At 61.5% G+C, this 25,847-nt stretch carries 29 protein-coding genes; 21 read left to right on the top strand and 8 right to left on the bottom strand.

All coding sequences use genetic code 11. The features are described from left to right. Window positions 1-33: 33 nt before the first annotated feature. Window positions 34-246 carry a SlyX family protein gene (locus tag CCGE525_RS18755; protein ID WP_120705602.1) on the top strand — a complete coding sequence of 71 codons (213 nt, stop codon included), beginning with the start codon at window positions 34-36 and terminating at the stop codon, window positions 244-246. Between the two features lie 94 nt (window positions 247-340). Here the strand turns inward: CCGE525_RS18755 and CCGE525_RS18750 are convergent, their stop codons facing one another. The 3 genes from CCGE525_RS18750 to CCGE525_RS39005 all read right to left on the bottom strand — a co-directional run bounded on the left by CCGE525_RS18750 (window position 341) and on the right by CCGE525_RS39005 (window position 1,155). Continuing rightward, complete coding sequence (locus CCGE525_RS18750) at window positions 341-808, bottom strand: VOC family protein (RefSeq protein ID WP_120705601.1); 468 nt, start codon at window positions 806-808, stop codon at window positions 341-343. Window positions 809-883: 75 nt separating this feature from the next. Beyond that, the gene (locus tag CCGE525_RS39010) at window positions 884-1,012 is read right to left on the bottom strand and encodes an SDR family oxidoreductase (protein WP_245472040.1); all 129 of its coding nucleotides are present in this window, start codon (window positions 1,010-1,012) and stop codon (window positions 884-886) included. 32 nt (window positions 1,013-1,044) lie between these two features. Then, a complete protein-coding gene (locus tag CCGE525_RS39005) occupies window positions 1,045-1,155 on the bottom strand; it encodes an SDR family oxidoreductase (protein WP_120705599.1) in 111 nt (36 codons plus the stop codon). Between the two features lie 198 nt (window positions 1,156-1,353). Here CCGE525_RS39005 and msrA point away from each other — a divergent pair, with 198 nt between their 5' ends. The 5 genes from msrA to CCGE525_RS18715 all read left to right on the top strand — a co-directional run bounded on the left by msrA (window position 1,354) and on the right by CCGE525_RS18715 (window position 5,259). Continuing rightward, window positions 1,354-2,106 (top strand): peptide-methionine (S)-S-oxide reductase MsrA, encoded by a 753-nt coding sequence (gene msrA, locus CCGE525_RS18735; RefSeq protein WP_120705598.1) that lies wholly within the window; start codon window positions 1,354-1,356, stop codon window positions 2,104-2,106. A gap of 129 nt (window positions 2,107-2,235) precedes the next feature. Next, window positions 2,236-3,159: a bestrophin family protein gene (locus CCGE525_RS18730; protein WP_120706493.1), complete on the top strand. Its 924-nt coding sequence runs from the start codon at window positions 2,236-2,238 to the stop codon at window positions 3,157-3,159. Window positions 3,160-3,223: 64 nt separating this feature from the next. Continuing rightward, a complete protein-coding gene (locus tag CCGE525_RS18725) occupies window positions 3,224-3,763 on the top strand; it encodes a sigma-70 family RNA polymerase sigma factor (RefSeq protein ID WP_120705597.1) in 540 nt (179 codons plus the stop codon). Beyond that, on the top strand, window positions 3,750-4,520 hold the full coding sequence (locus CCGE525_RS18720) for an anti-sigma factor family protein (RefSeq protein ID WP_120705596.1): 771 nt from the start codon (window positions 3,750-3,752) through the stop codon (window positions 4,518-4,520). Before CCGE525_RS18725 ends, CCGE525_RS18720 begins: the two co-directional genes overlap by 14 nt. Window positions 4,521-4,542: 22 nt before the next feature. Continuing rightward, complete coding sequence (locus tag CCGE525_RS18715; RefSeq protein ID WP_120705595.1) at window positions 4,543-5,259, top strand: Bax inhibitor-1/YccA family protein; 717 nt, start codon at window positions 4,543-4,545, stop codon at window positions 5,257-5,259. A 95-nt stretch (window positions 5,260-5,354) separates the two neighbouring features. Here the strand turns inward: CCGE525_RS18715 and CCGE525_RS18710 are convergent, their stop codons facing one another. The 5 genes from CCGE525_RS18710 to CCGE525_RS18690 all read right to left on the bottom strand — a co-directional run bounded on the left by CCGE525_RS18710 (window position 5,355) and on the right by CCGE525_RS18690 (window position 10,285). After that, window positions 5,355-6,677: an NAD(P)/FAD-dependent oxidoreductase gene (locus CCGE525_RS18710; protein WP_120705594.1), complete on the bottom strand. Its 1,323-nt coding sequence runs from the start codon at window positions 6,675-6,677 to the stop codon at window positions 5,355-5,357. 173 nt (window positions 6,678-6,850) lie between these two features. Beyond that, window positions 6,851-7,837, bottom strand: a complete 987-nt coding sequence (locus tag CCGE525_RS18705) for a branched-chain amino acid ABC transporter permease (RefSeq protein WP_162950219.1) — start codon at window positions 7,835-7,837, stop codon at window positions 6,851-6,853. Continuing rightward, on the bottom strand, window positions 7,834-8,742 hold the full coding sequence (locus tag CCGE525_RS18700) for a branched-chain amino acid ABC transporter permease (RefSeq protein ID WP_120705593.1): 909 nt from the start codon (window positions 8,740-8,742) through the stop codon (window positions 7,834-7,836). Before CCGE525_RS18700 ends, CCGE525_RS18705 begins: the two co-directional genes overlap by 4 nt. Further along, the gene (locus CCGE525_RS18695; RefSeq protein WP_120705592.1) at window positions 8,739-9,488 is read right to left on the bottom strand and encodes an ABC transporter ATP-binding protein; all 750 of its coding nucleotides are present in this window, start codon (window positions 9,486-9,488) and stop codon (window positions 8,739-8,741) included. Before CCGE525_RS18695 ends, CCGE525_RS18700 begins: the two co-directional genes overlap by 4 nt. Continuing rightward, the gene (locus tag CCGE525_RS18690) at window positions 9,485-10,285 is read right to left on the bottom strand and encodes an ABC transporter ATP-binding protein (RefSeq protein WP_120705591.1); all 801 of its coding nucleotides are present in this window, start codon (window positions 10,283-10,285) and stop codon (window positions 9,485-9,487) included. Before CCGE525_RS18690 ends, CCGE525_RS18695 begins: the two co-directional genes overlap by 4 nt. Window positions 10,286-10,402: 117 nt before the next feature. On the opposite strand from CCGE525_RS18690, the gene CCGE525_RS18685 reads away from it, so the two are divergent. From CCGE525_RS18685 to CCGE525_RS18615, 15 genes are all read left to right on the top strand, one after another. Continuing rightward, complete coding sequence (locus CCGE525_RS18685) at window positions 10,403-11,140, top strand: GntR family transcriptional regulator (RefSeq protein WP_120705590.1); 738 nt, start codon at window positions 10,403-10,405, stop codon at window positions 11,138-11,140. Further along, window positions 11,137-11,628, top strand: a complete 492-nt coding sequence (locus CCGE525_RS18680) for a DUF3830 family protein (RefSeq protein ID WP_120705589.1) — start codon at window positions 11,137-11,139, stop codon at window positions 11,626-11,628. Before CCGE525_RS18685 ends, CCGE525_RS18680 begins: the two co-directional genes overlap by 4 nt. 1 nt (window position 11,629) lies before the next feature. Further along, on the top strand, window positions 11,630-11,983 hold the full coding sequence (locus CCGE525_RS18675) for a TIGR04076 family protein (RefSeq protein ID WP_120705588.1): 354 nt from the start codon (window positions 11,630-11,632) through the stop codon (window positions 11,981-11,983). After that, complete coding sequence (locus tag CCGE525_RS18670) at window positions 11,984-13,039, top strand: aldo/keto reductase (RefSeq protein WP_120705587.1); 1,056 nt, start codon at window positions 11,984-11,986, stop codon at window positions 13,037-13,039. After that, complete coding sequence (locus tag CCGE525_RS18665) at window positions 13,036-13,482, top strand: hypothetical protein (protein ID WP_120705586.1); 447 nt, start codon at window positions 13,036-13,038, stop codon at window positions 13,480-13,482. Before CCGE525_RS18670 ends, CCGE525_RS18665 begins: the two co-directional genes overlap by 4 nt. A 34-nt stretch (window positions 13,483-13,516) precedes the next feature. After that, window positions 13,517-14,779 carry an ABC transporter substrate-binding protein gene (locus tag CCGE525_RS18660; RefSeq protein WP_120705585.1) on the top strand — a complete coding sequence of 421 codons (1,263 nt, stop codon included), beginning with the start codon at window positions 13,517-13,519 and terminating at the stop codon, window positions 14,777-14,779. 544 nt (window positions 14,780-15,323) lie between these two features. Further along, on the top strand, window positions 15,324-16,367 hold the full coding sequence (locus CCGE525_RS18655; RefSeq protein WP_120705584.1) for a LacI family DNA-binding transcriptional regulator: 1,044 nt from the start codon (window positions 15,324-15,326) through the stop codon (window positions 16,365-16,367). After that, a complete protein-coding gene (locus tag CCGE525_RS18650) occupies window positions 16,364-17,377 on the top strand; it encodes a Gfo/Idh/MocA family protein (protein WP_120705583.1) in 1,014 nt (337 codons plus the stop codon). Before CCGE525_RS18655 ends, CCGE525_RS18650 begins: the two co-directional genes overlap by 4 nt. An 8-nt stretch (window positions 17,378-17,385) precedes the next feature. Then, window positions 17,386-18,999 carry an acyl CoA:acetate/3-ketoacid CoA transferase gene (locus CCGE525_RS18645; protein WP_120705582.1) on the top strand — a complete coding sequence of 538 codons (1,614 nt, stop codon included), beginning with the start codon at window positions 17,386-17,388 and terminating at the stop codon, window positions 18,997-18,999. Then, on the top strand, window positions 18,992-19,765 hold the full coding sequence (locus CCGE525_RS18640) for an enoyl-CoA hydratase/isomerase family protein (protein ID WP_120705581.1): 774 nt from the start codon (window positions 18,992-18,994) through the stop codon (window positions 19,763-19,765). Before CCGE525_RS18645 ends, CCGE525_RS18640 begins: the two co-directional genes overlap by 8 nt. Further along, complete coding sequence (locus tag CCGE525_RS18635) at window positions 19,765-21,273, top strand: aldehyde dehydrogenase family protein (protein WP_120705580.1); 1,509 nt, start codon at window positions 19,765-19,767, stop codon at window positions 21,271-21,273. The genes CCGE525_RS18640 and CCGE525_RS18635 overlap by 1 nt, the downstream gene beginning before the upstream one ends. Window positions 21,274-21,474: 201 nt before the next feature. Continuing rightward, window positions 21,475-22,725 (top strand): ABC transporter substrate-binding protein, encoded by a 1,251-nt coding sequence (locus CCGE525_RS18630; protein ID WP_120705579.1) that lies wholly within the window; start codon window positions 21,475-21,477, stop codon window positions 22,723-22,725. A gap of 237 nt (window positions 22,726-22,962) precedes the next feature. Further along, complete coding sequence (locus tag CCGE525_RS18625; RefSeq protein ID WP_120705578.1) at window positions 22,963-23,844, top strand: carbohydrate ABC transporter permease; 882 nt, start codon at window positions 22,963-22,965, stop codon at window positions 23,842-23,844. After that, window positions 23,841-24,722, top strand: a complete 882-nt coding sequence (locus tag CCGE525_RS18620) for a carbohydrate ABC transporter permease (RefSeq protein WP_120705577.1) — start codon at window positions 23,841-23,843, stop codon at window positions 24,720-24,722. The genes CCGE525_RS18625 and CCGE525_RS18620 overlap by 4 nt, the downstream gene beginning before the upstream one ends. A 4-nt stretch (window positions 24,723-24,726) precedes the next feature. Next, window positions 24,727-25,845, top strand: a complete 1,119-nt coding sequence (locus CCGE525_RS18615) for an ABC transporter ATP-binding protein (protein WP_120705576.1) — start codon at window positions 24,727-24,729, stop codon at window positions 25,843-25,845. The last annotated feature ends 2 nt before the right edge of the window (window positions 25,846-25,847 follow it).

The following is a 25,847-nucleotide window of genomic DNA, read 5'->3' as shown; positions in this document are numbered from 1 at the left end:
GGTGCTATAGATCGCCGCCGAAGGGGTACAGAAATGTCAGACGAACAAAGCCGCATTACCGCACTCGAAGAGCTGGTGGCCTATCAGGCCAAGACGATCGAGGAACTGTCCGATCAAGTGGCGGAGCAGTGGAAAGTGATCGAGCAGACGCGGCAGAAGCTCGACCGGCTGACCGAGCGCTTCCTGACGCTGGAAGAACAGAGCCTGGACGTACCGCCGCCCATCACCAAGCCGCCGCATTATTGAGCGGTTCCATCGTGAGACCTCAGAGTCCGTTTGAGAACGTCAGTGGCTGATCCGTCGGAGCAGATGACCGCCCTCACGCGCTCGCTGACATTGGTCACTCTTCGCTATTTGTCTTCGTATTGCGCTCAGTGAGTTCCTCGGCGAGTCCGATGAGAAGCCCTTCGGGCCCACGGATGTAGCAGAGCCGATACGCGTCTTTATACTGGACTACTTCGCCTACGAGCTGCGCGCCGCGCGTGCGGAGCCTTTCAAGCGTCCCGTCGATGTCGTCCACTGCGAACATGACGCGGAGGTAGCCTAGGGCGTTGACCGGGGCGTTCCGGTGATCTGCGACGACAGGCGGCGTGAGGAAGCGGGAGAGCTCGAGCCGGCTGTGGCCGTCCGGTGTGCGCATCATGGCAATCTCGACACGCTGATCGCCCAGTCCAGTGACGCGTCCGGCCCATTCTCCTTCGATCGTGGCCCGCCCTTCGAGCTCGAGGCCGAGTTCGCGAAAGAAATCAATCGTCCCTCCGAGATCTTCGACGACGATTCCTACGTTGTCCATCCGCTTGAGCGCCATGTTTCCAATCTCCAAGGTGTCGTTCGAACCTACAAGGTGTCGCCTCAAGCTGCCACAGCGTTTTCAAACGGTCTCTTAGATCAACAGACCCTGACCGCCGTCGATAAAGATCGGTGTGCCGGTGATGTGACGGGAGCGCTCGGAGGCGAGGAACAACACGGTTTCGGCGATGTCGTCTGCGCTGCAGGGCTGACCGTCGTTCAAGGGTATATTGCCTTTCGGCCAGACCATTGATCTCATTCGCCCCGCAGCCGAGAACGCCGATGGCCGCGCCCTGCGAGGCCAAACGAAAGGCCGATACCCGACGTTGCGCCGGTGACCAGCGCGACTTTTCCCGATAGCTCCATTCCACTCTCCCTGCCTGCTGCCGCTGCTAACCTGCCAGCGCAGCGATCGTTCCCAAGTTCTAATGGGTTCGCAGGCGATTCCGCTGCGGCGCATCATCACGTTTCGGTGTTTCACACGGCTGTGTGTAACAAAAAGCGCTGTCCTCCCGTATCCCCTGGTGACGAGAGATTTTATAATCACTGCAGGAGGAGATGGTCATGAACGGTGCGTCGAAAGATATAATCCGCAGGACATTGTCGCGTGTTGCCCGTCCTACCGCCTTTGCGGTCGGCGCGGTGCTGCTTGCCGGTGTCGCGTTGCAATTCATCAGCCGAGCCTCGGCCGAAGATGCGCGCGTCATCCCGGCGCCGACCGTGGATGAAAAGCCGGGTTCCGGCAGCGCGGAGACCACCGTTCTCGCAGGCGGCTGCTTCTGGGGCGTGCAAGGCGTGTTCCAGCATGTCAACGGCGTCATCAGCGCGACGTCAGGCTATGCCGGTGGCAACAAGGATGGGGCTCACTACGAGATGGTGGGCACCGGCGATACGGGGCATGCCGAATCCGTGCGCATCGTCTTCGATCCGCACAAGATCAGTTATGGGCATCTCCTGCAGATCTACTTCTCCGTCGCTCACGATCCGACGGAGCTCAACTATCAGGGGCCTGATAGCGGCACGCAATATCGTTCGGCAATCTTCCCGACCAATGCGGAACAAGCTAGCGTCGCAAAGGCCTATATCGACCAGCTCAATCACGCCAAGGTTTTCGATGGGGCTGTTGTCACCAAGATCGAGCCGGCACGGCAATTCTATGCCGCCGAGGACTATCATCAGGACTTCCTGACGACACATCCCGATTACCCCTACATCGTCATCAACGATCTGCCGAAGATCAAAAATCTGCAGCGCATTTTCCCGAAGGACTATCGCGCCGATCCGGTTCTGGTCGAAGCAAGCGCCTCGGCGAAGTAGCGCAGTTCATCCTGCGGGTCTGCTGGCGATGCTGGCCGATCACGGCAGCCTTGCAGGAAATGCTCGTTACTCTTCCGATGCCTGGTGTATTGGTCCATTCCCCAGGCATCAATCAGAGTGCTCTTCGTCATGATCGTCCGCGACCGGCCAGGTCTCTTCCAGCTTTTCTTCATCGTTCGCGGTTCGATTGTCCGCCGGATACTGCCGCAAATCGTGGTGATCTTCCTGCTGTCGACGCTGATCGTCTGGGGGCATGAGGAGCGACCGAACGTCATCCTCTCGTTCAGCGGCTCGCCCTTCGCGCTGCTCGGCATCGCACTTTCCATCTTTCTCGGCTTTCGCAATAACGCCTGCTACGACCGCTGGTGGGAGGGACGGCGCAACTGGGGCCAGCTTGTCTATACGGTCCGTGGCCTCACTCGTCAGACGCTGCTATTGGAGGCGGCCGGGGAGGCCGGTTATGCGGCGCGACGGAATCTGCTGCGGCTGAGCATGGCCTTCGTGCAGGCGCTGGTTTGCCATCTGCGGCCGGGCGGTGACGACAGCAAGGTTTTGCATCATCTGACGCCGGGCGAAGTCGAATTCTACCGCACGGCTCAAAATCGACCGGATCTGCTTCTGCGACTTATGTCCGCCGACCTTGCGCGTTTGAGGGCCGGAGGCGGAATTACGGATATTCAATACCAGATGCTCGATACTAACGTCGGCCATTTGGGGGCAGCGCAGGCAGCCTGCGAACGCCTCCGCAATACGCCGCTGCCCTTCGGCTATACGCTGCTTTTGCATCGCACGGCCTATCTCTTCTGCTTCCTGCTGCCCTTCGGTTTCGTGGATACGCTCGGCTGGGGCTCGCCTTTCGTCGCCGCCCTCGTGGCCTATACCTTCTTCGGCCTCGATGCGCTGGGGGACGAATTGGAGGATCCGTTCAGCAATCGTCCGAATGCGCTCGCAATCGGTGCTCTTGCCGATACAATCGAGATCAACCTGCGGGAAGCGCTTGGCGAAACCGATCTGCCGCCGCTGCCGCAACCGAAGGATTTCGTGCTGATGTAAGCTATCGGCAAAAATATTTGCCGATCCTTGGAATAAGGTCGCCTCGGCTTCCGTATATTGGGGTATGGAACGCAAAGGACGCACATTCGATGTTTTGGGGCAGCTCGGTTCGCTGAGACGTTATGCCCGTTCGCTCGTCCGCAATGCGGATGAGGCGGAAGATCTGGTGCATGATGCGCTGGTCAAAGCCTATGAACGGAAGTCTTCGTTCCGGCGCGGTGCGAACCTGCGCACCTGGCTGCTCTCGATCCTGCACAATGTCCATATCGATCGGTTGCGCCAAACGCGCTCACTCAATCGTCGTCACGAAGAAGCTGCCGCTGAATTCGAACCGGCACTTCCGGCTTCGCAGGACCATGCTGTGCGCCTGAAACAGGTGCGCGAAGCCTTCTTCAGTCTGCCGGAAGAGCAGCGCGAGGCGCTGCATCTCGTGGCCATCGAGGATCTTTCCTATCAGGAGGCGGCGTCGGCACTCGGCATTCCCGTGGGGACGCTGATGTCGCGCATCGCCCGCGCCCGTGCCGGCCTAAGGAGTTTCGAGGGGGCATCGCGAGCGGTTTCGCATCTTCGGCTCATCGAAGGAGGTGGCAATGAAGACAAGTGATCCGATCATCGATACCGATCTCGATGCCTATGTTGATGGCGAACTGACTGTCGCGCGTCGGGTCGAGGTGGAATCCTATCTTTCGGAGCGTCCAGAGATTGCTGCCAAGGTCATGGCCGATATGAGCATGCGCGGCGAACTGCGTATGGCGCTGGCCGGCGAAGGACTGGCGGCGAAAGCGGAAACCCGCGAGGCTGCACGGCGGCTGGAACGCGGGCTGGCCTACGGCCGGGTTCTAAGCTCGTTCCAGCGGGTTGCCGCCGTCGCCATGCTGATGGCGGCCGGCTGGATCGCTCACACATCCTTCGGCGCCTTTACCGCGAGCGAAGTCAACGCATCCGTTCCGGCGCCTGCCTTCGTTGATGATGCCGTGCAGGCCTACCGGGCGACGGCGGTTCGCGAAGCGATGACGTCGCAGCCGACGCATGCGGCCTACAATCCGGAAGACATCCGCGCATCGACGGCGATCGTTCTGCCGACACTGCCGGAAGGTTGGCACGTCACCGATGCACAGATTTATCCGTCCGAATTCGGCCCGAGCGTCGAATTGACGGTCAATGCCGGCGAAGGCGGGCACTTGTCGCTGTTTGCCGTCCGTCCGGGCAATTTCGCCGTCCAAAAGGTTGGTCATGTCAAGCGCGACGACGTTCAGGCGGCCTATTGGCAGATCGGCGAGGTCGCCTACGCGCTGATTGGCGACGGCAAGGCTGCCGAACTCGACGGCGAGGCCGAAAAGCTCGCCCGTACCTTGTATTAGTTTAAATTAAAGGAGAACGACTATGAACCCGACCAATCCGCGATACGGCTATGGAGCCGCCGCCGGCTCGCAGGCGCTCTTCGACGAAGGTCTGCGCAAGCATATGCTGCGCGTCTACAACTACATGGGTATCGGCCTTGTGGTGACCGGTATCGTTGCGCTGATCGTCGGCACAACGCCGGCGCTCTATGTGCCGATCTTTCAGACACCGCTGAAGTGGGTCGTCATGCTGGCGCCGCTCGCCTTCGTACTGTTCTTTTCGTTCCGCATCCAGTCGATGTCGGCGAGCGCGGCGCAGACGATGTTCTGGGCCTTCTGTGGCGTTATGGGCCTGTCGCTCGCTTCGATCTTCCTGGTGTTCACCGGCACCAGCATCGCGCGGACCTTCTTCATTGCTGCAACGATGTTCGGCGCGACCAGTCTTTACGGCTATACGACCAAGCGTGACCTCTCCAACATCGGCTCATTCCTGATGATGGGCCTGTTCGGTGTGATCATTGCCAGCGTCGTGAATATCTTCCTGGGTTCGAGCGCACTGCAGTTTGCGATCTCGGTCATCGGCATCGTCGTCTTCGTCGGCCTGACGGCCTGGGATACGCAGAACATCAAGGAACAGTATGCCGAGAATTACGATCAGGAGTCGTCGCAGAAGCTGGCCGTCTTCGGTGCACTGTCGCTCTACCTGAACTTCGTCAACATCTTCCAGCTCCTGCTGAATTTCACCGGCGAGCGGGAGTAGCAAAGTCATAGGATTGCGTCTCGTGGGGGTTTAGTGGGACGCAAGACGCGCCTGCGGTATCTGCGCCGATACCGCAGGCGCAACCTTTTTGGGGATCAGGTGACGGCGCGTTCATCCAGCCTATCGCGCAGCATGCTCCACGGAAGCAGCATGTTCGGCGCATGTTTGAGGAGGCTGTGAAATGGGATCGGCGCCGGCGGCGCGAAGGGGATTGGCAGATCATTCGGCTTCGTGCCGGCAGCCCAATCGGCCAGCACGCGGCCCATGGCCGTCGTCATGGCGATGCCGCGGCCGTTGCAGGCAAAGCCGGCAATGAGGCCGGGGCCGAGATCCACCAGATGCGGCAGGAAATCCGGCTCGACAGCAGCGATGCCGGACCAGCGATAGGCAAGCAGCGGAATATCCGTGAGATCCAGATGACGGGCGAGGCGACGGTGGATGGCGCTGGGCACCCGCTCATCCGCGCCCGGGCCGATGACATGCATGCCACCCGTGATCAGCCGGTTTTCGGCATCGAAGCGGAAGGTGAAGAGATTGCGCCGTGTGTCGGAAACGCATTGGCCGCCGGGCAATAGACATCGCCGTATCGAAGCCGGCAGCGGCTCCGTTGCGATCTGGAAGACCTTCAACGGGAAATAGGTGCGCGCCAGCGTCGGATTGAGGTGGCCGCCATAGGCATTGGTGGCAATCAGGACTTTGCCGGCCCGGACTTTTCCGCCTGTGGTCGCGAGCACCCAGCCGTCGCCTGCGCGCCGGATCGAGCCAACGGGGGAATGTTCGAAGATGCGCGCGCCGGCCGCTTCGGCTGCCATGGCAAGACCATGCGCATAGCCGACAGGATCCAGCACGCCGCCGGATTTGTCCGTCCAGCCACCGAAATAACCATCCGCTCCCGTCATTTCTCGAACCGCCTGCCGATCGAGGATTACGGCCGGCCGTCCGCGGCTTGCCCATTGTTCGACGCGAGATTTGACCTTCTCGAAAGCTACCGGCGAATGGGCTGGCTGGATCCAGCCGCTTTGCAATGCATCGCAATCGATATGGTGACGCTTGACGAGATCGAAGACCAGATCGGCGCTGCCGGCGGCCATCTGAATGAGACGCTCGGCACGTTCGGGGCCGAGGAGGGCAAGGATATTGTCCGGGTCCATCTTGGCGAAGTTCGGCACCACGAAACCGGCATTGCGGCCGGTCGCCCCCCAGGCGACGATTTCGGCCTCCAGAACGACGACCGACAGACCCTTCTCGGCAGCATGAAGCGCGGTCGAAAGGCCGGAAAAACCAGCGCCGACAATGGCGAGGTCGGCATCGAGATCTGTTTCCAGTGGCGGTCTGTCTTTGCGGTTGCGGCTGGTGGCGTGCCAGAGGGAGATTTGGGGATGGCCAGGCAAGTTTGCCGATGAGGAACTTCTGTGCATGGCCCCTCACCTCGACCCTCTCCCCGCCAACGCGGGGAGAGGGGGCGCTGCTGTTGCGGACGTGGCTATCTTACTCCATCGTCCCCTCTCCCCGCCTTGCGGGGAGAGGGCTAGGGTGAGGGGCCATGCACAACGGCGCGGCAAACTCACACTCGCCTGACAAAAACCATAGCTCATGGCGTCGCGCCGCTTTCATCCGCCACCGGTTTCCGCTCCGGCTTGCCGAAGCGCGGGGGGCGGGGCATGTCGCCGAAGAGGCCATTCGGGCGGACGAGCAGAATGACGCAGAGCATGACGCCGATGGCGACGATCTGCAGCGAGGCGGCGCGGGCCTGTTGTTCCGGCGTGAAGAGCACGCTGGTCAGCGCGCCGGAGCCGGCCCAGATCGCCCAGACGAGGATGCTGCCGATGACTGCGCCTTTGTTGCTGCCGGAGCCGCCGACAATCAGCATCACCCAAACCTGAAACGTCAGCGTCGGCACATAATTGTCCGGTGCGATGAAGCCGATGAAATGCGCCTGCACAGCGCCCGCCAGCCCCATGATCGCGCCGCCGACGGCGAAGGCCTGCACCCGATAGAAACGCGCGCTCTTGCCGAGCGAAATCGCGGCACGTTCGTCTTCGCGCAGCGCTTTCAGCACACGTCCCCAGGGACTGCGCGAGAGATGTTCCAGGGCGAGGAAGACAACCAGCGTCACCACGGCGACGATGGAGAGATTGGAGAGGTTGAAGAGCAGCGGAGTCTCCGCGAGAGTGGCAAAGGGGCGGGGGATGAAACCGACGCCGAAGGGGCCGCCGGTCAGGCTCTGTGCATTCAGTGCCACGAGCTGGACGACGACGGCGACGCCGAAGGTGGTGATGGCGAGATAGTCGGACCTCAGCCTGAGCGTGGCGAAGCCGGTGACGGCGGCGGCAGTGCCGGCGACCATCATGGCTGCGAGCCAGCCGATCAGGATCGGCATGTCGAAACCACCGAAGCGGCCGGCGGTGTCCGGCGTCGTCAGCAGTGCCGAGGTATAGGCGCCGATGGCGACGAAGCCGGCGAGGCCGACGTTGAAGAGGCCGGTCAGGCCCCATTGCAGGTTCAGTCCGAGGGTGATTAACGAAAAGATCAGCGCCGTGGTCAGGAAGAATGCGCCGTAGCCGACAAGATCCATCATCGTTCCTTCACTCCGAAGAGGCCGATCGGCCGGACGAACAGCACCGCCATCAGGATGATGAAGGAGACGGCGGCGCGCCATTCCGCGCCGATCAACTGCACAGCACCGGCTTCGGCAAGGCCGATGATCAGTCCGCCGAGAACGGCGCCGGGCACACTGCCGATGCCGCCGAGAATCGCGGCGGCGAACATCGGCAGCAGCATGTCGAAGCCCATTAGCGGGCGGATCTGAACGAGAATGCCGATCATGACGCCGGCGACACAAGCAAGCGCCCCGCCGACCAGCCAGGTGACGCGTACGACCTTGGCGACATCGATGCCGACGACCCGGGCAAGGGCCGGGTTCTGGCTCAGCGCCTGCATCGAGCGGCCCGTCTGCGTCCGCGTGATCAATAGATGCACGCCGAAAACCAGGATCGCGGTTACCAGCAGCAGCACGATCTGATCGGGGGTGATGCGGATACCGAAGCCAACGGGCATGGCGATCTGGATGGCGCGGCTGAAATAGGTCGGCCGCGACGTGAAGAGGAATTCCAGGAGACTGCGCAGCGCCATCGAGGCACCGAAGCTCGCCATGACGACGATGATCGCCTGACCCTTGGCCCGAAGGCGAGCGAAGAGAACCATGTCAAGGAGCAGCGCCAACAGGCCGGTCAGTCCCATCGCGATGACGACCGCGACGATCAGCGGCCACCCGAAAGAGAGCGGGCCGATCGGGGCGATCTTACCGAACATCGCCCCGATGGCACTGACGACGGCAAGCGTCGCATAGGTGCCCCAGGCCATGAGGTCGCCATGGGCGAAGTTGGAGAAGCGCAGGATCGAATAGGTGAGCGTCACCCCGATGGCTCCAAGGCCGACCATCGAGCCGGTCAGCAGCCCGTCGACAATGAATTGCAGGCTCATGCCGCACCTCCCGACTTGGTGTGTGCTGGCCGCTGGCCGAGATAGAGTTCGGCGACGACGGGGTCGTTCCAGAGTTCGGAAGCGACGCCCTCATGCCGGTCCTTACCTTCGACGAGAACGTAAGCGCGGTCGCCGATCGCAAGCGCTGCCTTGGCATTCTGCTCGACCAATAGGATGGTGACGCCCCCTTTGCGGATCTCGGTCAGCATCTCGAAGACCATTGAAACGAATTTCGGCGACAGACCAGCCGAAGGTTCGTCCAGCACCAGCACCTTCGGATGCACGATCAGGGCGCGGGCGACCGCCAGCATCTGCCGCTGACCACCGGACAGGTTGCCGGCAGCAATGCGGCGGTGGCGGGCGAGATCGGGGAAGGTCGCATACATCTCCGCGATACGACCAGGGATCTCGCGTGGCTTCAGGATGCCGCATGCTACTTTCAGATTGTCCTCGACCGACATCAGTGGAAAGACATTTTCCGTCTGTGGCACGAAGGCGAGACCGAGGCGGACCATGGTATGGGCGGGCGCGGCGGTGATATCCCTGCCATCCAGCAAGACCGTGCCGCCGGAGACCGGTACGAGCCCAGCGATCGCCTTGATGAAGCTCGATTTTCCGGCGCCGTTCGGGCCGAGGACGACGACGATCTCGCCTTGATGGACGTTGATCGACGCGCCGCGAACGATCGGCACGCCGGGCTCGTAGCCGGCAATGAGGTCGCGGACAAGGAGGGCGGTTTCGCTCATGCCGCACCTCCGAGATAGGCTTCGATGACCCTGGGATCGCGCGCCACTTCATCGGCTGTGCCTTCGCAAAGCAATTGGCCGCTCGCCATGACGAGGACGCGGTGGCAGAGGCGGGTCACCATGTCGATATTGTGCTCGATCAGCAGGAAGGTGATACCGCGGGCGTTGATGTCCCGAATACGATCGATGATGACTTCGAGCAGCGTCGCGTTGACGCCGGCCGCCGGCTCGTCAAGCAGGATGATGGCGGGATCGGCCATCATGACGCGGGCAAGCTCCAGCAGCTTACGCTGGCCGCCGGAGAGCACGCGGGCGGGTTCATGCGCCAGCCGCGACAGGTTGACGAGCTCCAGCAGCTCCGCCGCCTTGTCGTGGGCAGCTTTCTCCTCTGCTTTGACCCGCCAGGGTTTCAGGAAGTTTGCCAGCAGTCCTTCGCCTGCCTGGGATTGCGCGGCCAGCATGACATTGTCGAGCAGCGTCAGGTTCGGAAAGGGGCGGGGGATCTGAAAGGTGCGGCCCAGACCGCGGCCGATGCGACGGTGTGCGGCTTCGCCGGATACAGCCGCGCCGTTCAACATGATTTCGCCGCTGCTCGGCTGGACGCTGCCGGCAAGCAGATCGAACATGGTCGTCTTGCCGGCGCCGTTCGGGCCGATCAGACCGAGGATTTCACCGCGCCGGACATCGAAGGACACGTCGTTGACAGCGGTAACCCCGCCGAAGCGCCGCACCACGTTTTTGGCTGTGAGAACGGGTGTCGGGGTATCTTCTTCCAGCCGTTCGTTCAATGCACTCATGGATCCCTCTGGCCGAAGACGGTCGTTGCCACCTTCTGATTTTTGATTTGTGATCACACTTGTATTGATCACGCTAATCGGCTTTAATCGCCTCTGCAAGTCAAAAGCGGGGAGGCCATGCAAAAGTCCGCCGTCGTGAAAAGCAACCACCCCATTGCCGCTCAGCTCGCGCCGGTCGGCCGCGAGACCGTGCAGGATCGCGTCTATCTGGAGCTTCGTCGGGCATTGATCGGCGGCCTGTTCGAGCCGAGCCAGGTGCTCACCATTCGCGGTCTTGCCGATGCGCTGATGACCAGCACCATGCCGGTGCGCGAGGCGCTGGGCCGGCTGATCACGGAAAAGGCGCTGGAGGCGCTGCCCAATCGCTCCGTCCGCGTCCCGCCGATTACCCTCGATCGTATCGACGACCTGTTGCGCGCTCGCATCCTGATCGAAGGTGAGGCGATTGCACTGGCGGCGACGCGGATGAGCCCTCGCCAAATTTCCGTCATCGAGAGCATGCTCGGCGAGTGGGACGAGATGCGGGCGCTGAAGCAAAAGAAGGATGTCGACCGCGAGGTCACTCTGAACCAGAGCTTCCATTTCGAAATCTATCGTGCTTGTGGCTCGGCCGTGCTGATCCCGATGATCGAGAGCTTATGGCTGCAATCCGGCCCTTGCATCCGCGTGGCGATCTACGCCTTCTCCGAGGCCGGCGAGGTCGATACGGCGCATTTCCATCGCAGCGTAGTGGCAGCACTTTCGGCTCAGGATGCCACGGCTGCCCGCGAAGCGCTGATCGCCGACATCAGCCGGCCTTTCAATTTCCTCCGCAACAAGCTGCAAGCCGAAGCGGCAAACAAAGGTACGTCATGAGTACGCGCGCCATCCGCATCACCGAGCCCCGTTCCGCGCTTTCCGTCACAGCCGTGCTGCTCGACGGCAAGGCGCCGGATAATGCGGGGTTCCTTTGGGCCTATCTGGCCGAGCCGCGCCTCGTGCCCGGTATCCATGCCATGTGGACGGGACCGGAGATTTCCTGCCCGATTCCGCCGGATCATCTTGTCGGCCAGGAATGGGCAAATCCACTCCCGGCGGAAAACGCGACGCTGACGCCGCAGCCGGGCGATATCGTGCTGAGCTATGTGCCGGCGCGTGTCTGGGGTGGCAGCCCCAAACCGATCTTCGATATCGGCCTGTTCTATGGGCAGGGCGCGCGGCTGTTGTTTCCGATCGGCTGGCTGCCGGGCAGCGTCGTTGCACAGGTACGCCCCGAAGAGCGCGAGCATTTCGCGGCCGCCTGCGGCATCATCCGCCGCAACGGCGCCTGCGACGTGACATTCGCTGGCATCACGGAGGCGTGAGATGAGCGCATCAGACGATTCCTTCGAGTTGTTCGACCTGCGTGTCGAAGCCGTCATCCCCGAGGGCAGGCCGATCTATTGCGGCGCCAAGGAGGGTGACTATTTCGAGCTCAAGGGCGAAATGCTTTCGCTGCCGCCAGGGCAGGGTTTCTCCATCTATTCCATCTCCGCCGTATTGCCGCTGCTCGCGGCCAAGCAGCGGCCCACCCACAAGAACGACTGGATGACGTCGGATGCCGAGATCGCCTGTCCGGACCCCAACTGCGCGAGCCGTTTGCGGATCGTCAGAACAGGCAAGCGGCGGTTTAGCCACGCAGAGACAACGGCGGTGCCGTTGCCTGAGGAGACTAAGTAGATGAATGCCAAGACCTTCGAACTCAGCCCCGGCTATGCGATCTCCCGCGTCATCCGCGGCGGCTGGCAATTGGCCGGCGGCCATGGAGCGATCGACCGCGCGCAGGCTGTGACCGACCTCATCGCCGCTTTCGACGCGGGCATCATCACCTACGATTGCGCCGATATCTATACCGGCGTCGAAGAGCTGATCGGTGCTGCCCGCCTGCGGCTTGCCAAGGAGCGTGGGCTCGATGTCGCCGCCAAGATGAAGGTGCACACCAAGCTTGTGCCCGATCTCGAAATGCTGTCGCGCATCAGCCGAGACTACATCAGAGGCATCGTGGAGCAATCGCTGCGGCGGCTGAAAACGGAGCGGCTGGACCTTGTGCAGTTTCACTGGTGGGATTATGCGCTGCCCGGTTATCTCGACGCGCTCGGCTGGCTGGACGAGATGCGGCGGGAGGGTAAGGTCCGCAATGTCGGTACGACGAATTTCGATACACCGCACATCGCCGAAATCCTGAAAGCCGGTATTCCCCTAGTCAGCCAGCAACTGCAATATTCCGTGCTTGATCAGAGGCCCGCGAACAGTCTGGCAGCACTTGCGGCCGACAACAATGTCCGCTTCCTCTGCTACGGCTCCGTCGCAGGCGGATTCCTCAGCGACAGATGGCTTGGGCAGCCGGAGCCGGAGATGCCGCTCGAGAACCGCTCGCTGGTCAAATACAAGCTGATCATCGACGATTTCGGCGGCTGGGACCCGTTCCAGTCGCTGCTCCGAACGCTGAAGACCATCGGCGACTGCCATGGCGTCGATATTGCCACCATTGCAAGTGCCTGGGTGCTGGAACAGCCGCAAGTGGCTGCTGTCATTGTCGGCGCCCGCAATCAGGCACATGCGCTTACCAATGCGAAAATCATGGATATTGCGCTCACAGCGGAGGAGCGGTCTCAGATTGCCGCGATCATCGCTGAGAGCAACGGCCTGCTCGGCGATGTCTACACGCTGGAGCGCGACCGCACGGGGCGGCATGGCTCAATCATGCATTACAATCTGAACGCGGGGAAAAAATGAGCACGAGCCCATCCCTCTTCGATCGCGCCAAGGCCGAAATCATCGACCTGCATCGCTATTTCGCCGACTGGTATAACGCAGCCGACTCCCACCCGACGGATTTCAGCCGGTTCGAGAAAGTCTTGGGCGAGGGCTTTCGCATCGTCACGCCGGACGATGGGCGCATTATCGAGCGCGATTCCATCATCAGCCATGTCCGGGCCAACCGAAGCTGTTTTCACGGTGATTTCGTGATCGAGATCGATGATGTCACGCCTGGCTGGGAGGCCGCCGGCATCATCGTCGTGACCTATGTCGAGGCACAGTGCCGAGCCGGCGTCTGGACCTGGCGGCGGGCGAGCGCGCTTTTTAGCGAGAATTCATCGATGCCGAACGGCGTCGAATGGCGGCATCTGCATGAAACCTGGCTGCAGGCGCCTGAGACGAAACAGGCCAACCACTGAAATAGAAGTCGTGTACCTAACAAGGGGAACAAAGATGAAAAAGACGATATTTCAACTCACCACCGCTCTGGCACTCCTTGCTGCGGCAGGCGTTGCCAATGCGGCAGACTGCAAGATCACCGTCGGGCTGGTCATGGAGCTGACGGGGCCTGCCGGCGAATATGGCCAGGCGGGCGCGAAATCGGTCGAGATGGCCTTCCGCGACATCAACGCCGCCGGCGGTGTACGCGGCTGCGATCTGGTGACCGACACGCGCGACAGCCAGAGCCAGGGCAATGTCGCCGTAGATGCCGCGACCCAGCTCGTGCAGGTGAAGAAGGTGCCCGTCATCATCGGCGGCATCATCTCGTCGGTCTCGATTCCGATCCTGACCTCGGTCACCGCGCCGGCCAAGATCGTGCAGGTGTCGCCGGCCTCGTCCTCGCCGACGCTGACGGCGCTCGGTCGTGACGGCAAGACCAACGGCATCTTCTTCCGCACCATCACTTCGGACGCGCTGCAGGGTGTAGCGGCCGCGAAATACGCGATCGACAAGGGCTTCAAGAAGCTTGCGGTCATCCACGTCAACAACGACTTTGGCGTCAACATGGTGGCGGAGTTCTCTCGCGCCTATAAAGCGCTTGGCGGCACGATCGTGTCCGACACGCCTTATAACGAAAAGCAGTCGAGCTATGCCTCGGAAGTCACCGCCGCCATGGCTGGCAATCCGGACGGTCTTTATCTCGTCAGCACGCCGGTCGATGGCGCAACCATCGCCCGTACTTGGATTTCGCAGGGAGGCGTGCAGAAATTCCTGCTCAACGACGGCATGAACAGCCCAGATTTCATCGACTCGGTCGGCGCCGACTACCTCAAGGATGCCTATGGCACCTCCTCCGGCACCAGCCCGACCGCTTCGACCGACTATTTCATGAAGAACTACAAGGATTTCTCGGGAATCGAACCCTCCAATCCGGCGGCTGACCGTTCCTATGACGCCGGTGCCATCGTCGGCCTCGCCATCGCGATTGCAGGCTCGGACGATCCGGCCAAGATCAAGGATGCGATGTTCAAGGCGGTCGATCCCAAGGGCACGCCGATCTATGCCGGCAAGGATGAGTTCGCCAAGGCGCTCGGCCTGATCAAGGATGGTAAGCCGATCCGCTATGAGGGCGTCATCGGCCCGGTCGCCTTCGACAAATACGGCGACATCACCGGCCCGTTCCGTCTCTGGAAGATCGTGGGCGGCAAGGTGACGACGGATGGAGAGATGTCGACCGAGGACGTCAACAAGCTGCAAGCGCAGTTGAATAAATAAAGCCTGCGGTTCTTATATTTTCGTTTCCATGGGACGCCCGGTAACCCGTTCGGTTGCTGGGCGTTTCTGCATGCTAGGGAAGGCATTGATTTAGAACGTTCCAAATATAAAGGCTTCGATCTGTTCGATGTGAAGTATGGGAGATTCATCGGTGAGGCGGAGCTCTATCTCGCCCTTGGCGGGCGAGAAAGTAAAAACTTGGGACTAGGCGAAGGCTCGTGCCTCGCATAATTCTTAGTTTTTACAAGAGCGGGGGTAGGTGAAGACGCTACCAATTCCCGGCATACCGGTGCAAGATACAGATAAATTCTCCTGCAATTTCAATGGTTAGAAATTGCGCTAAGCTTTTGAGCTTGTTGAGATTCGGATATCGCAATTCCTAAACCAATGAAATTGCTTTCTCGCCCGCCAAGGACGAGAAAGGGCCTCGCATTTGCCGAGCCGACAAGCGTTCTCATCGCGGCGTCCATTATGGACTTGACAAAATTTGGAACGTTCCAAATAATCACCTCAACAAAAGGATTTAAAGCCCGCAGGGAGACGGATGAGCAAGGGACGCGTCACGGTCATCGATATTGCGCATGCCGCCGGCGTGTCGAAGTCGACCGTGTCTCTCGTTCTGCAGGGCAGCTCGCTGGTCAACGAGGCGACGCGGGCCAAGGTCAATGTTGTGATCCGCGAGCTCGGCTACGTCTACAATCGCGGCGCCGCCAACCTGCGGCAGGCGAAGTCGAAGATTGTCGGCATCGTCGTCAACGATCTCACCAACAGCTTCTTTGCCGAGCTCGCCGTTGGTGTCGATATGGTTGTGCAGTCGGCCGGCTATGTGCAATTCCTGTCCAATACCGGCGAGAGCGTAGACCGGCAGCGTGAGGTCGTCGCCTCGATGCGCGAGCATGGCATTTCCGGTCTGATCGTCTCGCCTGCGCGGGGCACGGAAGCGGCCGATTTCAAGCCGCTCACCAATGCCGGCATTCCAGTCGTGATCGTGGTGCGCAATATTCCCGGCGCAAAGGTCTCTTCGCTGGTGTCGGACAATTTTGCCGGCGCATCGGCGGCGGTCGAGCATCTGGCCGGTCTTGGCCACCGCCGCATCGCTTTCATGGGCGGTTTTGCCAACACCGCGGTTTTTGCCGAACGGCTCGGCGGCTATCGCGAGGCGCTGGCCAAGGCGGAGATAGCTTTTGACGACGACCTCGTCGTTGCCACCGCACCGTCACGGGCCGGCGGCGTCGAAGCGGTCGGCCGCGCCATGCTGCTTGCTCATAAGCCGACAGCGGCCGTGTGTTTCAACGATGCGGTCGCCTTCGGCGTATGCGACGGTCTGAGGGCACGGCGGCTTGAGCCGGGCGTCGATTTCGCAGTGGTCGGTTTCGATGATGTGATCGAGGCCGAGAGTGCAGTGCCGGCGCTGACGACGATTTCCGTCGATCCGCAGGGTATGGGCCGGCGGGCGGCACAGTTGCTCCTGAAGCAGGTCAATTCCGGCAAGGTGGAGGCGGAAGCGATCGTCAGCGCTGTGCGGTTGGTGGTGCGCCAGAGCTCCGGAGCTGGGTTGGACACAACGGCAAGGAGGGCCGTGTCATGACAAGTGGAGGTGTAAAATGGGGCCTGATCGGAGCAAGCACGATTGCCCGTGAATGGATGATCGGCGCCATTCGTGCAACCGGCGGCGACGTCGTCTCCGTCATGAGCACGGATGCGGAGCGTGGCCGGGCCTATGCGGCCGAGAACGGCATTGCCCAATCGGTGACGGATCTCGCCGACCTCGTCAGCGATCCGGATGTCGATGCGGTTTATATCTCGACGACCAACGAATTGCATCGCGACCAGACCTTGGCGGCGGTGAAGGCCGGCAAGCATGTGCTTTGCGAAAAGCCGCTGGCGCTGACGCTGGAAGATGCGAGGCTCATGGTGCAGGCGGCGAAGGGTGCCGGCGTGGTCATGGGCACCAACCATCACCTGCGCAATGCCGCCAGCCACCGTGCGATGCGGGAGGCAATCGCGGCCGGTCGCATCGGCAAGCCGCTAAGCGCCCGTGTTTTCCATGCCGTCTATCTGCCACCACATTTGCAGGGCTGGCGCCTAGACAAGCCGCAAGCGGGCGGTGGTGTCATTCTCGATATCACCGTTCATGACGCCGACACCCTGCGCTTCGTGCTGAACGACGATCCGGTGGAAGCGATCGCGCTTGGCCAGAGCGGCGGCATGAGCAAGGCCGGGCTTGAAGATGCCGTTATGGGCGCCTTGCGCTTCAAATCCGGCGTCATCGCGCAGTTTCACGACGGCTTCACCACGAAATATGCGGAGACCGGCTTCGAGGTGCATGGCACGGACGGTTCGCTGATCGGCCGCAATGTCATGACGCAGCAGCCTATCGGCCACGTCTTCCTGCGCAACAGGGATGGTGAGACGGAGCTGCCGCTTCATCATCACAATCTCTATGAGACGGCGCTTGCCGCCTTTCATGCCGCGATCGAAGGACGGGGAAAACCGTCAGCCACCGGCGAGGACGGCGTGTGGTCGCTGGCGACGGGCCTGGCCGTCGTCAAATCGGCCGCGACCGGCGGAGCTGCCAAGATCGAACCTGGACTTTGAGCGCCGCGATGAACAAGCATATCACTCCTGCGGAGGCGGCCGCCCTGATCCCCGATCGTGCCATCGTCTCCGTCTCATCCTCAAGCGGTCTCGGCTGCCCGGACCTGATGCTGAAGGCGATCGGCGAGCGTTTCGAGACGACGGGCCATCCGCGCGATCTGACGACGCTGCATCCGATCGCGGCGGGCGACATGAGCGGCATCAAGGGCGTTGATCATATCGCCAAGAAAGGTCTGCTGAAAAAGATCATCGGCGGCTCCTATCCCTCCGGCCCTTCGAGCTCCGAACCGCCACTGATCTGGCAGATGATCGGCGGCAACGAGGTGGCGGCCTACAATATCCCCTCGGGCATTCTCTTCGACATGCATCGCGAAGCGGCCGCCAAGCGTCCCGGCGTGTTGACCAAGGTCGGTCTCGACACCTTCGTCGACCCGGAACGCGAGGGTTGCGCCATGAATGCGGCCGCCGAGGCTGAGCCGGTGGTGAAGCGAATCCGCTTCGAGGGTGAAGACTGGCTCTATTTCAAGGCGATCGCGCCGCAGGTGGCTATCATCCGGGCAACCACCACCGACGAGCGCGGCAATCTCACCTATGAGCACGAAGGCGCCTATCTCGGCGGGCTCGACCAGGCGCTTGCCGCCCGCAACAATGGCGGCATCGTCATTGCCCAGGTCAAGCGTCTTGCCAAGGAAGGCTCGCTGAAACCGCATGACGTACGCATTCCAGGAGTTCTGGTCGACTATATCGTGGTCGACCCGGATCAGAAACAGACGACTCAGACGCTTTACGATCCGGCGATCTCGGGCGAGATCTTTCGGCCGCTCGACAGCTTCCGCGTGCCGGAATTCAATATCCAGAAGGTCATCGCCCGGCGGGTGGCGCAGGAGTTGCAATCCGGCAGTGCCGTCAATCTCGGCTTCGGCATTTCGGCCAATGTGCCGCGTATCCTGATGGAAGAAGGGTTGCATGGCGCGGTCACCTGGGTGATCGAGCAGGGAGCGGTCGGCGGCGTGCCGCTGCTCGATTTTGCCTTCGGCTGCGCGTCCAATGCCGATGCCTTCATGCCGTCGCCCTATCAGTTCACCTATTTCCAGGGTGCCGGTTTCGACGCTTCGCTTCTTTCCTTCCTGGAGATCGGCCGCGACGGTTCGGTCAATGTTTCCAGGCTCAGCTTCCGGCCGCATGTGACGGCCGGCGCCGGTGGCTTTGTCGACATTACGGCGCGGGCGAAGAAGATCGTCTTCTCCGGCATGTTCAATGCCGGCGCGAAGCTCGGCGTCGGGGAGGGCCGGCTCGTCATCGAGAAGGAAGGCAAGCTGAAGAAGCTGGTGAATGCGGTCGAACACGTCACCTTCTCCGGCCCGCGCGGCATCGCACAGGGGCAGGATATCACCTATGTCACCGAACGCTGCGTGATGAAGTTGACGCCGGATGGCCTGCTGCTGACGGAGATTGCGCCCGGCGTCGATTTGGAGGCGCATATTCTCGATCAGTCGGAATTCCCGCTGCTCGTTTCCGACCGGCTGAAGGTGATGGATGCGGCTCTGTTCCATGAAGCGCCCGTTGGTCTGACACTACCTGCCAAGGCCAGGCGTGTTCTGGGAGGAGCGGGCCATGGGTGAGGTCAAGGTATCCGTTGAAAGCTCCGTCGCGACGATCACGGTCTCGCGGCCGGAAAAGCTCAACGCGTTCGATATCGAGATGCTGAAGGCGCTGGCGGCAGCCTGTGACGAAGTCGAGGCGAACGGTTCCGTGCGTGTCGCAATCCTGACCGGCGAAGGCAAGGCCTTTTCGGCCGGCGGCGACATCAAAGCCTGGGATGGTATGGCGGCCAACGAGTTCGGTCATGCCTGGGTGCGCTTCGGCCATCGTGTCTTCGAGCGGCTGGCAACGCTCCGCATGCCGGTGATCGCCGCATTGAATGGTCATGCGCTTGGCGGCGGGCTGGAGCTGGCGGCCGCAGCTGACATCCGCATTGCGGAAAGCCAGATCAGGATCGGCCTACCGGAGACAAGCCTCGGCATGGTGCCCGGTTGGTCTGGTACGCAGCGGCTTACCAAGCGGTTCGGTGCGCAGATCGTGCGTCGCATGGTGCTGGGCGGAGAGATGTTTTCCGCCGAGGAAGCGCATGGTTACGGTCTAGTGGATGCCGTCGTCGAAACGGGAACGGCGCTTGCTGCCGCGAGGGATTACGCGGCGCGCATCGCCATGCGCGGACCGGCGGCGCTGGAGATTGCGAAGCTGATGATCGCTTCGGCCAATGGCGAGGATAATGGGTCAGCCGTCGAGGCGCTGGGATCGATCCTGGTCGCCAAAACCGGCGACCTCAAGGAGGGCGTTGCGGCCTTTGCCGGCAAACGCGCCGCCGAATTCAAGGGGGAATGGTGATGACGGTCCTTGTGAAGCCACAGGCGCTTCCCGACGTAAAGGTGCGCGAATTCAAGATGCTGATCGACGGCAAATGGGTCGAAGGCGTCGAGACCGGCACGATCGACCGCGTAGCGCCGAGCCATGGAGTCACTGTCAGCCGCTATAAATCCGCGACCAAGGACGATGTGCATCGGGCAATCGCCGCCGCGCGCGGGGCGTTCGACCATGGTCCCTGGCCGCGCATGACGGCGGCGGAACGCTCCAACATCCTCCTGAAAGCCGCCGACATGATCTCGGTGCGGGCCGAGGAACTCGCCTATCTCGATGCGATCGAGGCCGGCAAGCCGATCACCCAGGTGCGCAGCGAGATCGCCGGCTCCGTCGATATCTGGCGCTACGCCGCTGCTCTCGCCCGCGATCTGCACGGCGAGAGTTACAATACGCTCGGCGACGGCATGATGGGTGTCGTGTTGCGCGAGGCAATTGGGGTCGTCTCGATCATCACGCCCTGGAATTTCCCATTCCTGATCGTCAGTCAGAAGTTACCTTTTGCGCTTGCCGCAGGCTGCACGGCTGTGGTCAAGCCGTCCGAACTGACGTCGGGTTCAACGCTGGTGCTCGGCGAAATCCTGATGGAGGCCGGTGTGCCGGCCGGCGTCGTCAACATCCTGGTCGGCATGGGTGCCGATGTCGGCGCGTCGATGACCAGCCATCCGGATGTCGACATGATCTCCTTCACCGGGTCGACGGGCGTCGGGCGGCTAACCATGGCGAATGCGGCGCAGACGCTGAAGAAGGTTTCGCTTGAACTCGGCGGCAAGAACCCGCAGATCGTCTTTCCCGACGCCAATCTCGACGAGTTCGTCGATGCCGCAGTGTTCGGCGCCTATTTCAACGCCGGCGAATGCTGCAATGCCGGCTCGCGGCTGATCGTCCATCGCGATATCGCAGGGGATGTTACAGCGCGTATCGCCAGCCTGTCGGAAAAGGTAAAGGTTGGCGATCCGCTCGATCCTTCAACGCAAGTCGGCGCGATCATCACGCCGCAGCATCTGCAGAAGATTCAAGGCTATGTCTCGGGCGCCGCAAAGAGCGGCGCGACGGTGGCACATGGCGGCAGCCAGATCGATTTCGGCTTCGGCCAATACATGGCGCCGACCGTTCTCGCCGACGTCAAACCGGAGATGGCGGTGGCGAAGGAGGAGGTGTTCGGGCCAGTGCTTTCGGTGCTGATGTTTGAGACAACCGAAGATGCGATCCGCATTGCCAATTCCGTCGACTACGGCCTTTCCGCCGGTGTCTGGAGCCGCGATTTCGACACATGCATGACGATCGGGCGGCGGGTGCGGGCCGGCACGATCTGGATGAACACCTTCATGGATGGCGCAGCCGAACTGCCCTTCGGCGGCTATCGTCAATCAGGGCTCGGGCGCGAGCTCGGCCGACATGCGGTGGAAGACTACACCGAGACCAAAACGCTCAACATGCATATCGGCCGGCGCACCGGCTGGTGGATGCCGAGGTGAGATGAATGCGCCCGAGTGGACAGCTGACAGGTTCAGCCAGTAATGGTTGTGAACGCTTGGCGCAACGCGGGATGTGACGTTTTTCGTGCATGCCCATGGCTGGGAGGCCGTGGAGGATTTGTTCTTCGCGAGGGAGCGCAGAACAGGGGGAGCAGCGGGAGGAGGTCTTGCTGCTCAAGTGTCTAAAACCGGGAGGAAAATATGCGTAAGTTGATGACATCGGTGGCGGCGGCTGCCTTTCTAATGACGGGTACCGCAACAATGGCGCGCGCCACCGAAAGCGTCGAAGTCCTGCATTGGTGGACCTCAGGCGGCGAGGCGGCGGCGCTGGAAGTCCTGAAAAAGGACTTGGAATCGAAGGGCATCGGCTGGGTCGACATGCCGGTCGCCGGCGGGGGCGGTACCGAAGCCATGACCGTGCTGCGCGCCCGCGTCACCGGCGGTAACCCGCCGACCGCCGTGCAGATGCTCGGCTTCGACATTGTCGACTGGGCCAAGGAAGGTTCGCTCGGCAATCTCGATGAGGTCGCCAACAAGGAAGGCTGGGACAAGGTCGTCCCGACCGCCCTGCAGCAGTTCTCCAAATATGACGGCCACTGGATCGCCGCGCCTGTGAACGTCCACTCCACCAACTGGGTGTGGATCAACAAGGAGGCGCTCGACAAGGCCGGCGGCAAGGCGCCGACCAATTGGGACGAGCTGATCGCGCTGCTCGACAACTTCAAGAAGCAAGGCATCACGCCGATCGCCCATGGCGGCCAGGCCTGGCAGGATGCGACGATCTTCGACGCCGTCGTGCTCTCGCTCGGCAACGACTTCTACAAGAAGGCCTTCATCGATCTCGATCCCGATACGCTCGGCAGCCCGAAGATGAAGGAAGCCTTCGACCGCATGACGAAGCTGCGCTCCTATGTCGACGATAATTTTTCCGGCCGCGACTGGAATCTCGCCTCCGGCATGGTCATCGAAGGCAAGGCCGGCCTGCAGTTCATGGGCGACTGGGCCAAGGGCGAGTTCCTGAAGGCGAAGAAAGTGCCCGGCAAGGATTTCGTCTGCATCCGCTACCCGGGAACGCAGGGCTCGGTGACCTTCAACTCCGACCAGTTCGCTATGTTCAAGGTCTCCGCCGACAAGATCCCGGCGCAGATGCAGATGGCGTCCTCGATCGAAAGCCCGACCTTCCAGTCGGCCTTTAACGTCGTCAAGGGCTCGGTTCCTGCCCGCACCGACGTTCCGGACAGCGCTTTCGACGATTGCGGCAAGAAGGCGATCAAGGACCTGGCCGAAGCCAACAAGAACGGCACGCTGATGGGCTCCATGGCCCATGGCCATGCGAATCCGGCCGCGGTCAAGAACGCGATCTACGATGTCGTGACCCGCGAATTCAACGGCGATCTTTCGTCTGACGATGCGGTCAAGGAACTCGTCTCCGCGGTCGCTGCTGCGAAGTAGTCGCTACGGAGCAAGGAACGCCCCTCATCCGGCCTGTCGGCCACCTTCTCCCCGCCCCTTCGACAGGCTCAGGACGGGGAGAAGGGGATAGACGTACCTCCCGTCGTCCCTCGATCTCTTTGGAAACGAGGGAACACGGGTTCGTTCCCTCTCCCTGCGAGCGGGGAGAGGGCTAGGGTGAGGGGCCTGACTTGCTCCGTAGGCAAATAGTCAAGCTATAAGAGTTGGTGTTCGACCATGAACAGTCGCAGCCGAATGCAGGAGCTGTTACCCAAGCTGGTGCTGGCCCCGAGCTTCGTCGTCATTCTGATTTTCGTATATGGCTTCATCGCCTATACGGGCTTTTTGTCGCTGACCGACAGCAAGATGCTGCCGTCCTACAATATCATCGGCTTTGCCAACTACAGCAAGCTCTGGGCGCTGCCGCACTGGTGGCGGGCGATTACCAATCTCGGCATCTTCGCTTCGCTTTATATCGTCATCTGCTCGGTGCTTGGCCTCGCTTTGGCGATCCTGCTCGACCAGAAGATCCGCGCCGAAGGGCTGCTGAGGCCGATCTATCTCTATCCGATGGCGCTGTCCTTCATCGTCACGGGGACGGCGTGGAAATGGTTCCTCGATCCCGGCATCGGGCTCGAGAACACCATGCGCCTCTGGGGATGGGACAGTTTTTCCTTCACCTGGATCAAGGATTCGAAGATGGCGATCTATTGTGTCGTCATCGCCGCGGTCTGGCAGTCCTCGGGCTTCGTCATGGCGATGTTCCTCGCTGGCCTTCGCGGTGTCGACAACGAGATCATCAAGGCGGCGCAGATCGATGGCGCGTCGGCGGTTACCACCTATCGCCGCATCATCATTCCACTGATGCGGCCGGTATTCCTCTCGGCTTTCGTCGTACTCGCCCACCTTGCCATCAAGGCCTATGACCTGATCATCGCGCTGACCGGCGGCGGACCGGGGCAGGCGACCGAGCTGCCGGCCACCTTCATGTATTCCTACACGTTCACCCGCAACCTGATGGGCATAGGCGCCTCGTCGGCGATCATCATGCTGGCGATGATCTTCGCCATCATCATCCCCTATCTCTATTCGGAAATCGGCGGAGGGAAACGCGCATGAGCAACCCCAATCCGCAAAACGCCATCTCGCACGGGAAGCTGACGCGTGCACTGATCTATGTGGCGCTGATCCTGTTTGCCGTCTATTACATGTTGCCGCTCTACGTGATGCTGGTCAATTCCTTCAAGCCGCTCGAAGAGATCCGCCAGGGCGGCATGCTGAACCTGCCGCAGACCTGGACGATCGAACCATGGATTTCCGCCTGGTCGACGGCGCAGATCGGCGTGCAGCCGACGGGATTGAGGCCCTTTTTCATCAATTCGATCCTGATGGTCGTGCCCGCCGTCGCCATCTCCACCATTGTCGGCGCACTGAACGGCTATGTACTGACGAAGTGGCGCTTCCGCGGCGCGGAATTCTTCTTCGGCATGCTGCTGCTCTCCTGCTTCATCCCGTTCCAGATCGTGCTGATCCCGATGGCGCGCATCCTCGGCCTCTTCGGTATTGCCGGCACGATCTGGGGGCTGATCCTCGTCCACATCATCTACGGCCTCGGCTTCACGACGCTTTATTTCCGCAATTATTATGAGGCGTTTCCGACCGAGCTGGTCCGTGCTGCGCAGATCGACGGGGCGAGCTTCTTCCAGATTTTCCGGCGTATCCTGCTGCCATCCTCCGGGCCGATCATCGTCGTCTCCGTCATCTGGCAGTTCACCAATATCTGGAACGACTTCCTGTTTGGAGCTTCGTTCTCCGGACCCTATTCGACGCCGATGACGGTTGCGCTCAACAACCTCGTTTCGTCGTCGACGGGCGTCAAGGAATACAATGTCCACTTCGCGGGCGCAATCCTCGCGGCCCTGCCAACCCTCATCGTCTATATCGTCTCCGGCCGGTATTTCGTCCGTGGACTGATGTCCGGCGCCGTCAAGGGATAAGTCCATGTCCTTCCTGAAAATCACCAATCTGCGCAAGTCCTATGGGTCGCTCGAGATCTTGAAGGACATCAATATCGAGATCGAAAAGGGCGGATTTCTCGTGCTCGTCGGCCCCTCCGGCTGCGGCAAGTCCACCCTGCTCAACACCATTGCCGGGCTGGAGCCGATCACTTCGGGTGACATCGCCATCGCCGGCCGCTCGGTCAACGGCCTGGCGCCATCGCAGCGCGACATCGCCATGGTGTTTCAATCCTATGCGCTCTATCCGAACATGACCGTCGCCGGCAACATCGCCTTCGGCATGGAAATCCGCAAAGTTCCGAAGGAAGAACGCGAGAAGGCGATCAAGCAGGTGGCCGACATGCTGCAGATCGGCCATCTGCTCGACCGCAAGCCGAGCCAGCTTTCCGGCGGCCAGCGCCAGCGCGTCGCCATGGGCCGGGCACTGGTGCGCGATCCGCAGGTGTTCCTGTTCGATGAGCCGCTCTCCAACCTCGACGCCAAGCTGCGCGTCGATATGCGTACCGAGATCAAGCGTCTGCACCAGCGCATGAAGACGACGATCGTCTACGTGACACACGACCAGATCGAGGCGATGACGCTGGCGACCAAGATCGCCGTCCTGAAGGACGGTGTCCTGCAGCAATTCGGAACGCCTGCGGAAATCTATAATCACCCCGCCAACATGTTCGTCGCAGACTTCATGGGCTCGCCCGCCATGAACCTCCTGACGGCGAAGGTGGAGAGCGGGCCGCTCGGATTGCAGGTCTCGCTCGACCGGCCGAACGGTGCAGCCCCCCTGAAGCTGCCGATCAACAGCAGCGGCGCCGGCCTTGGCACCCATGCAGGCAAGGATGTGATCTTCGGCATCCGGCCGGAGGCACTGACCGACCCCGACGGTGCGGATCGCAATGCCCATTCGCTTGCCGAGGGTGACTGCCTGATCGAGGTGGTCGAGCCGGCGGGATCGGATACCTTCGCGATCGTCCGCCTCGGAGGCAAATCTGTCGTGGCGCGGCTGCGCGCCGATGCCCGCATTGCCCCTGGCCAGACGGCGCGGCTTGCCTTTAACCTCGACAAGGCGGTGTTCTTCGATCCGCAGAGCCAAATTCGGATAGGATGAGC

It is taken from the genome of Rhizobium jaguaris (assembly GCF_003627755.1).
Classification (GTDB): Bacteria; Pseudomonadota; Alphaproteobacteria; order Rhizobiales; family Rhizobiaceae; genus Rhizobium; species Rhizobium jaguaris.
The sequence above is the reverse complement of the archived record's forward strand: the minus strand, read 5'-3'. Positions and strand labels throughout refer to the sequence as shown.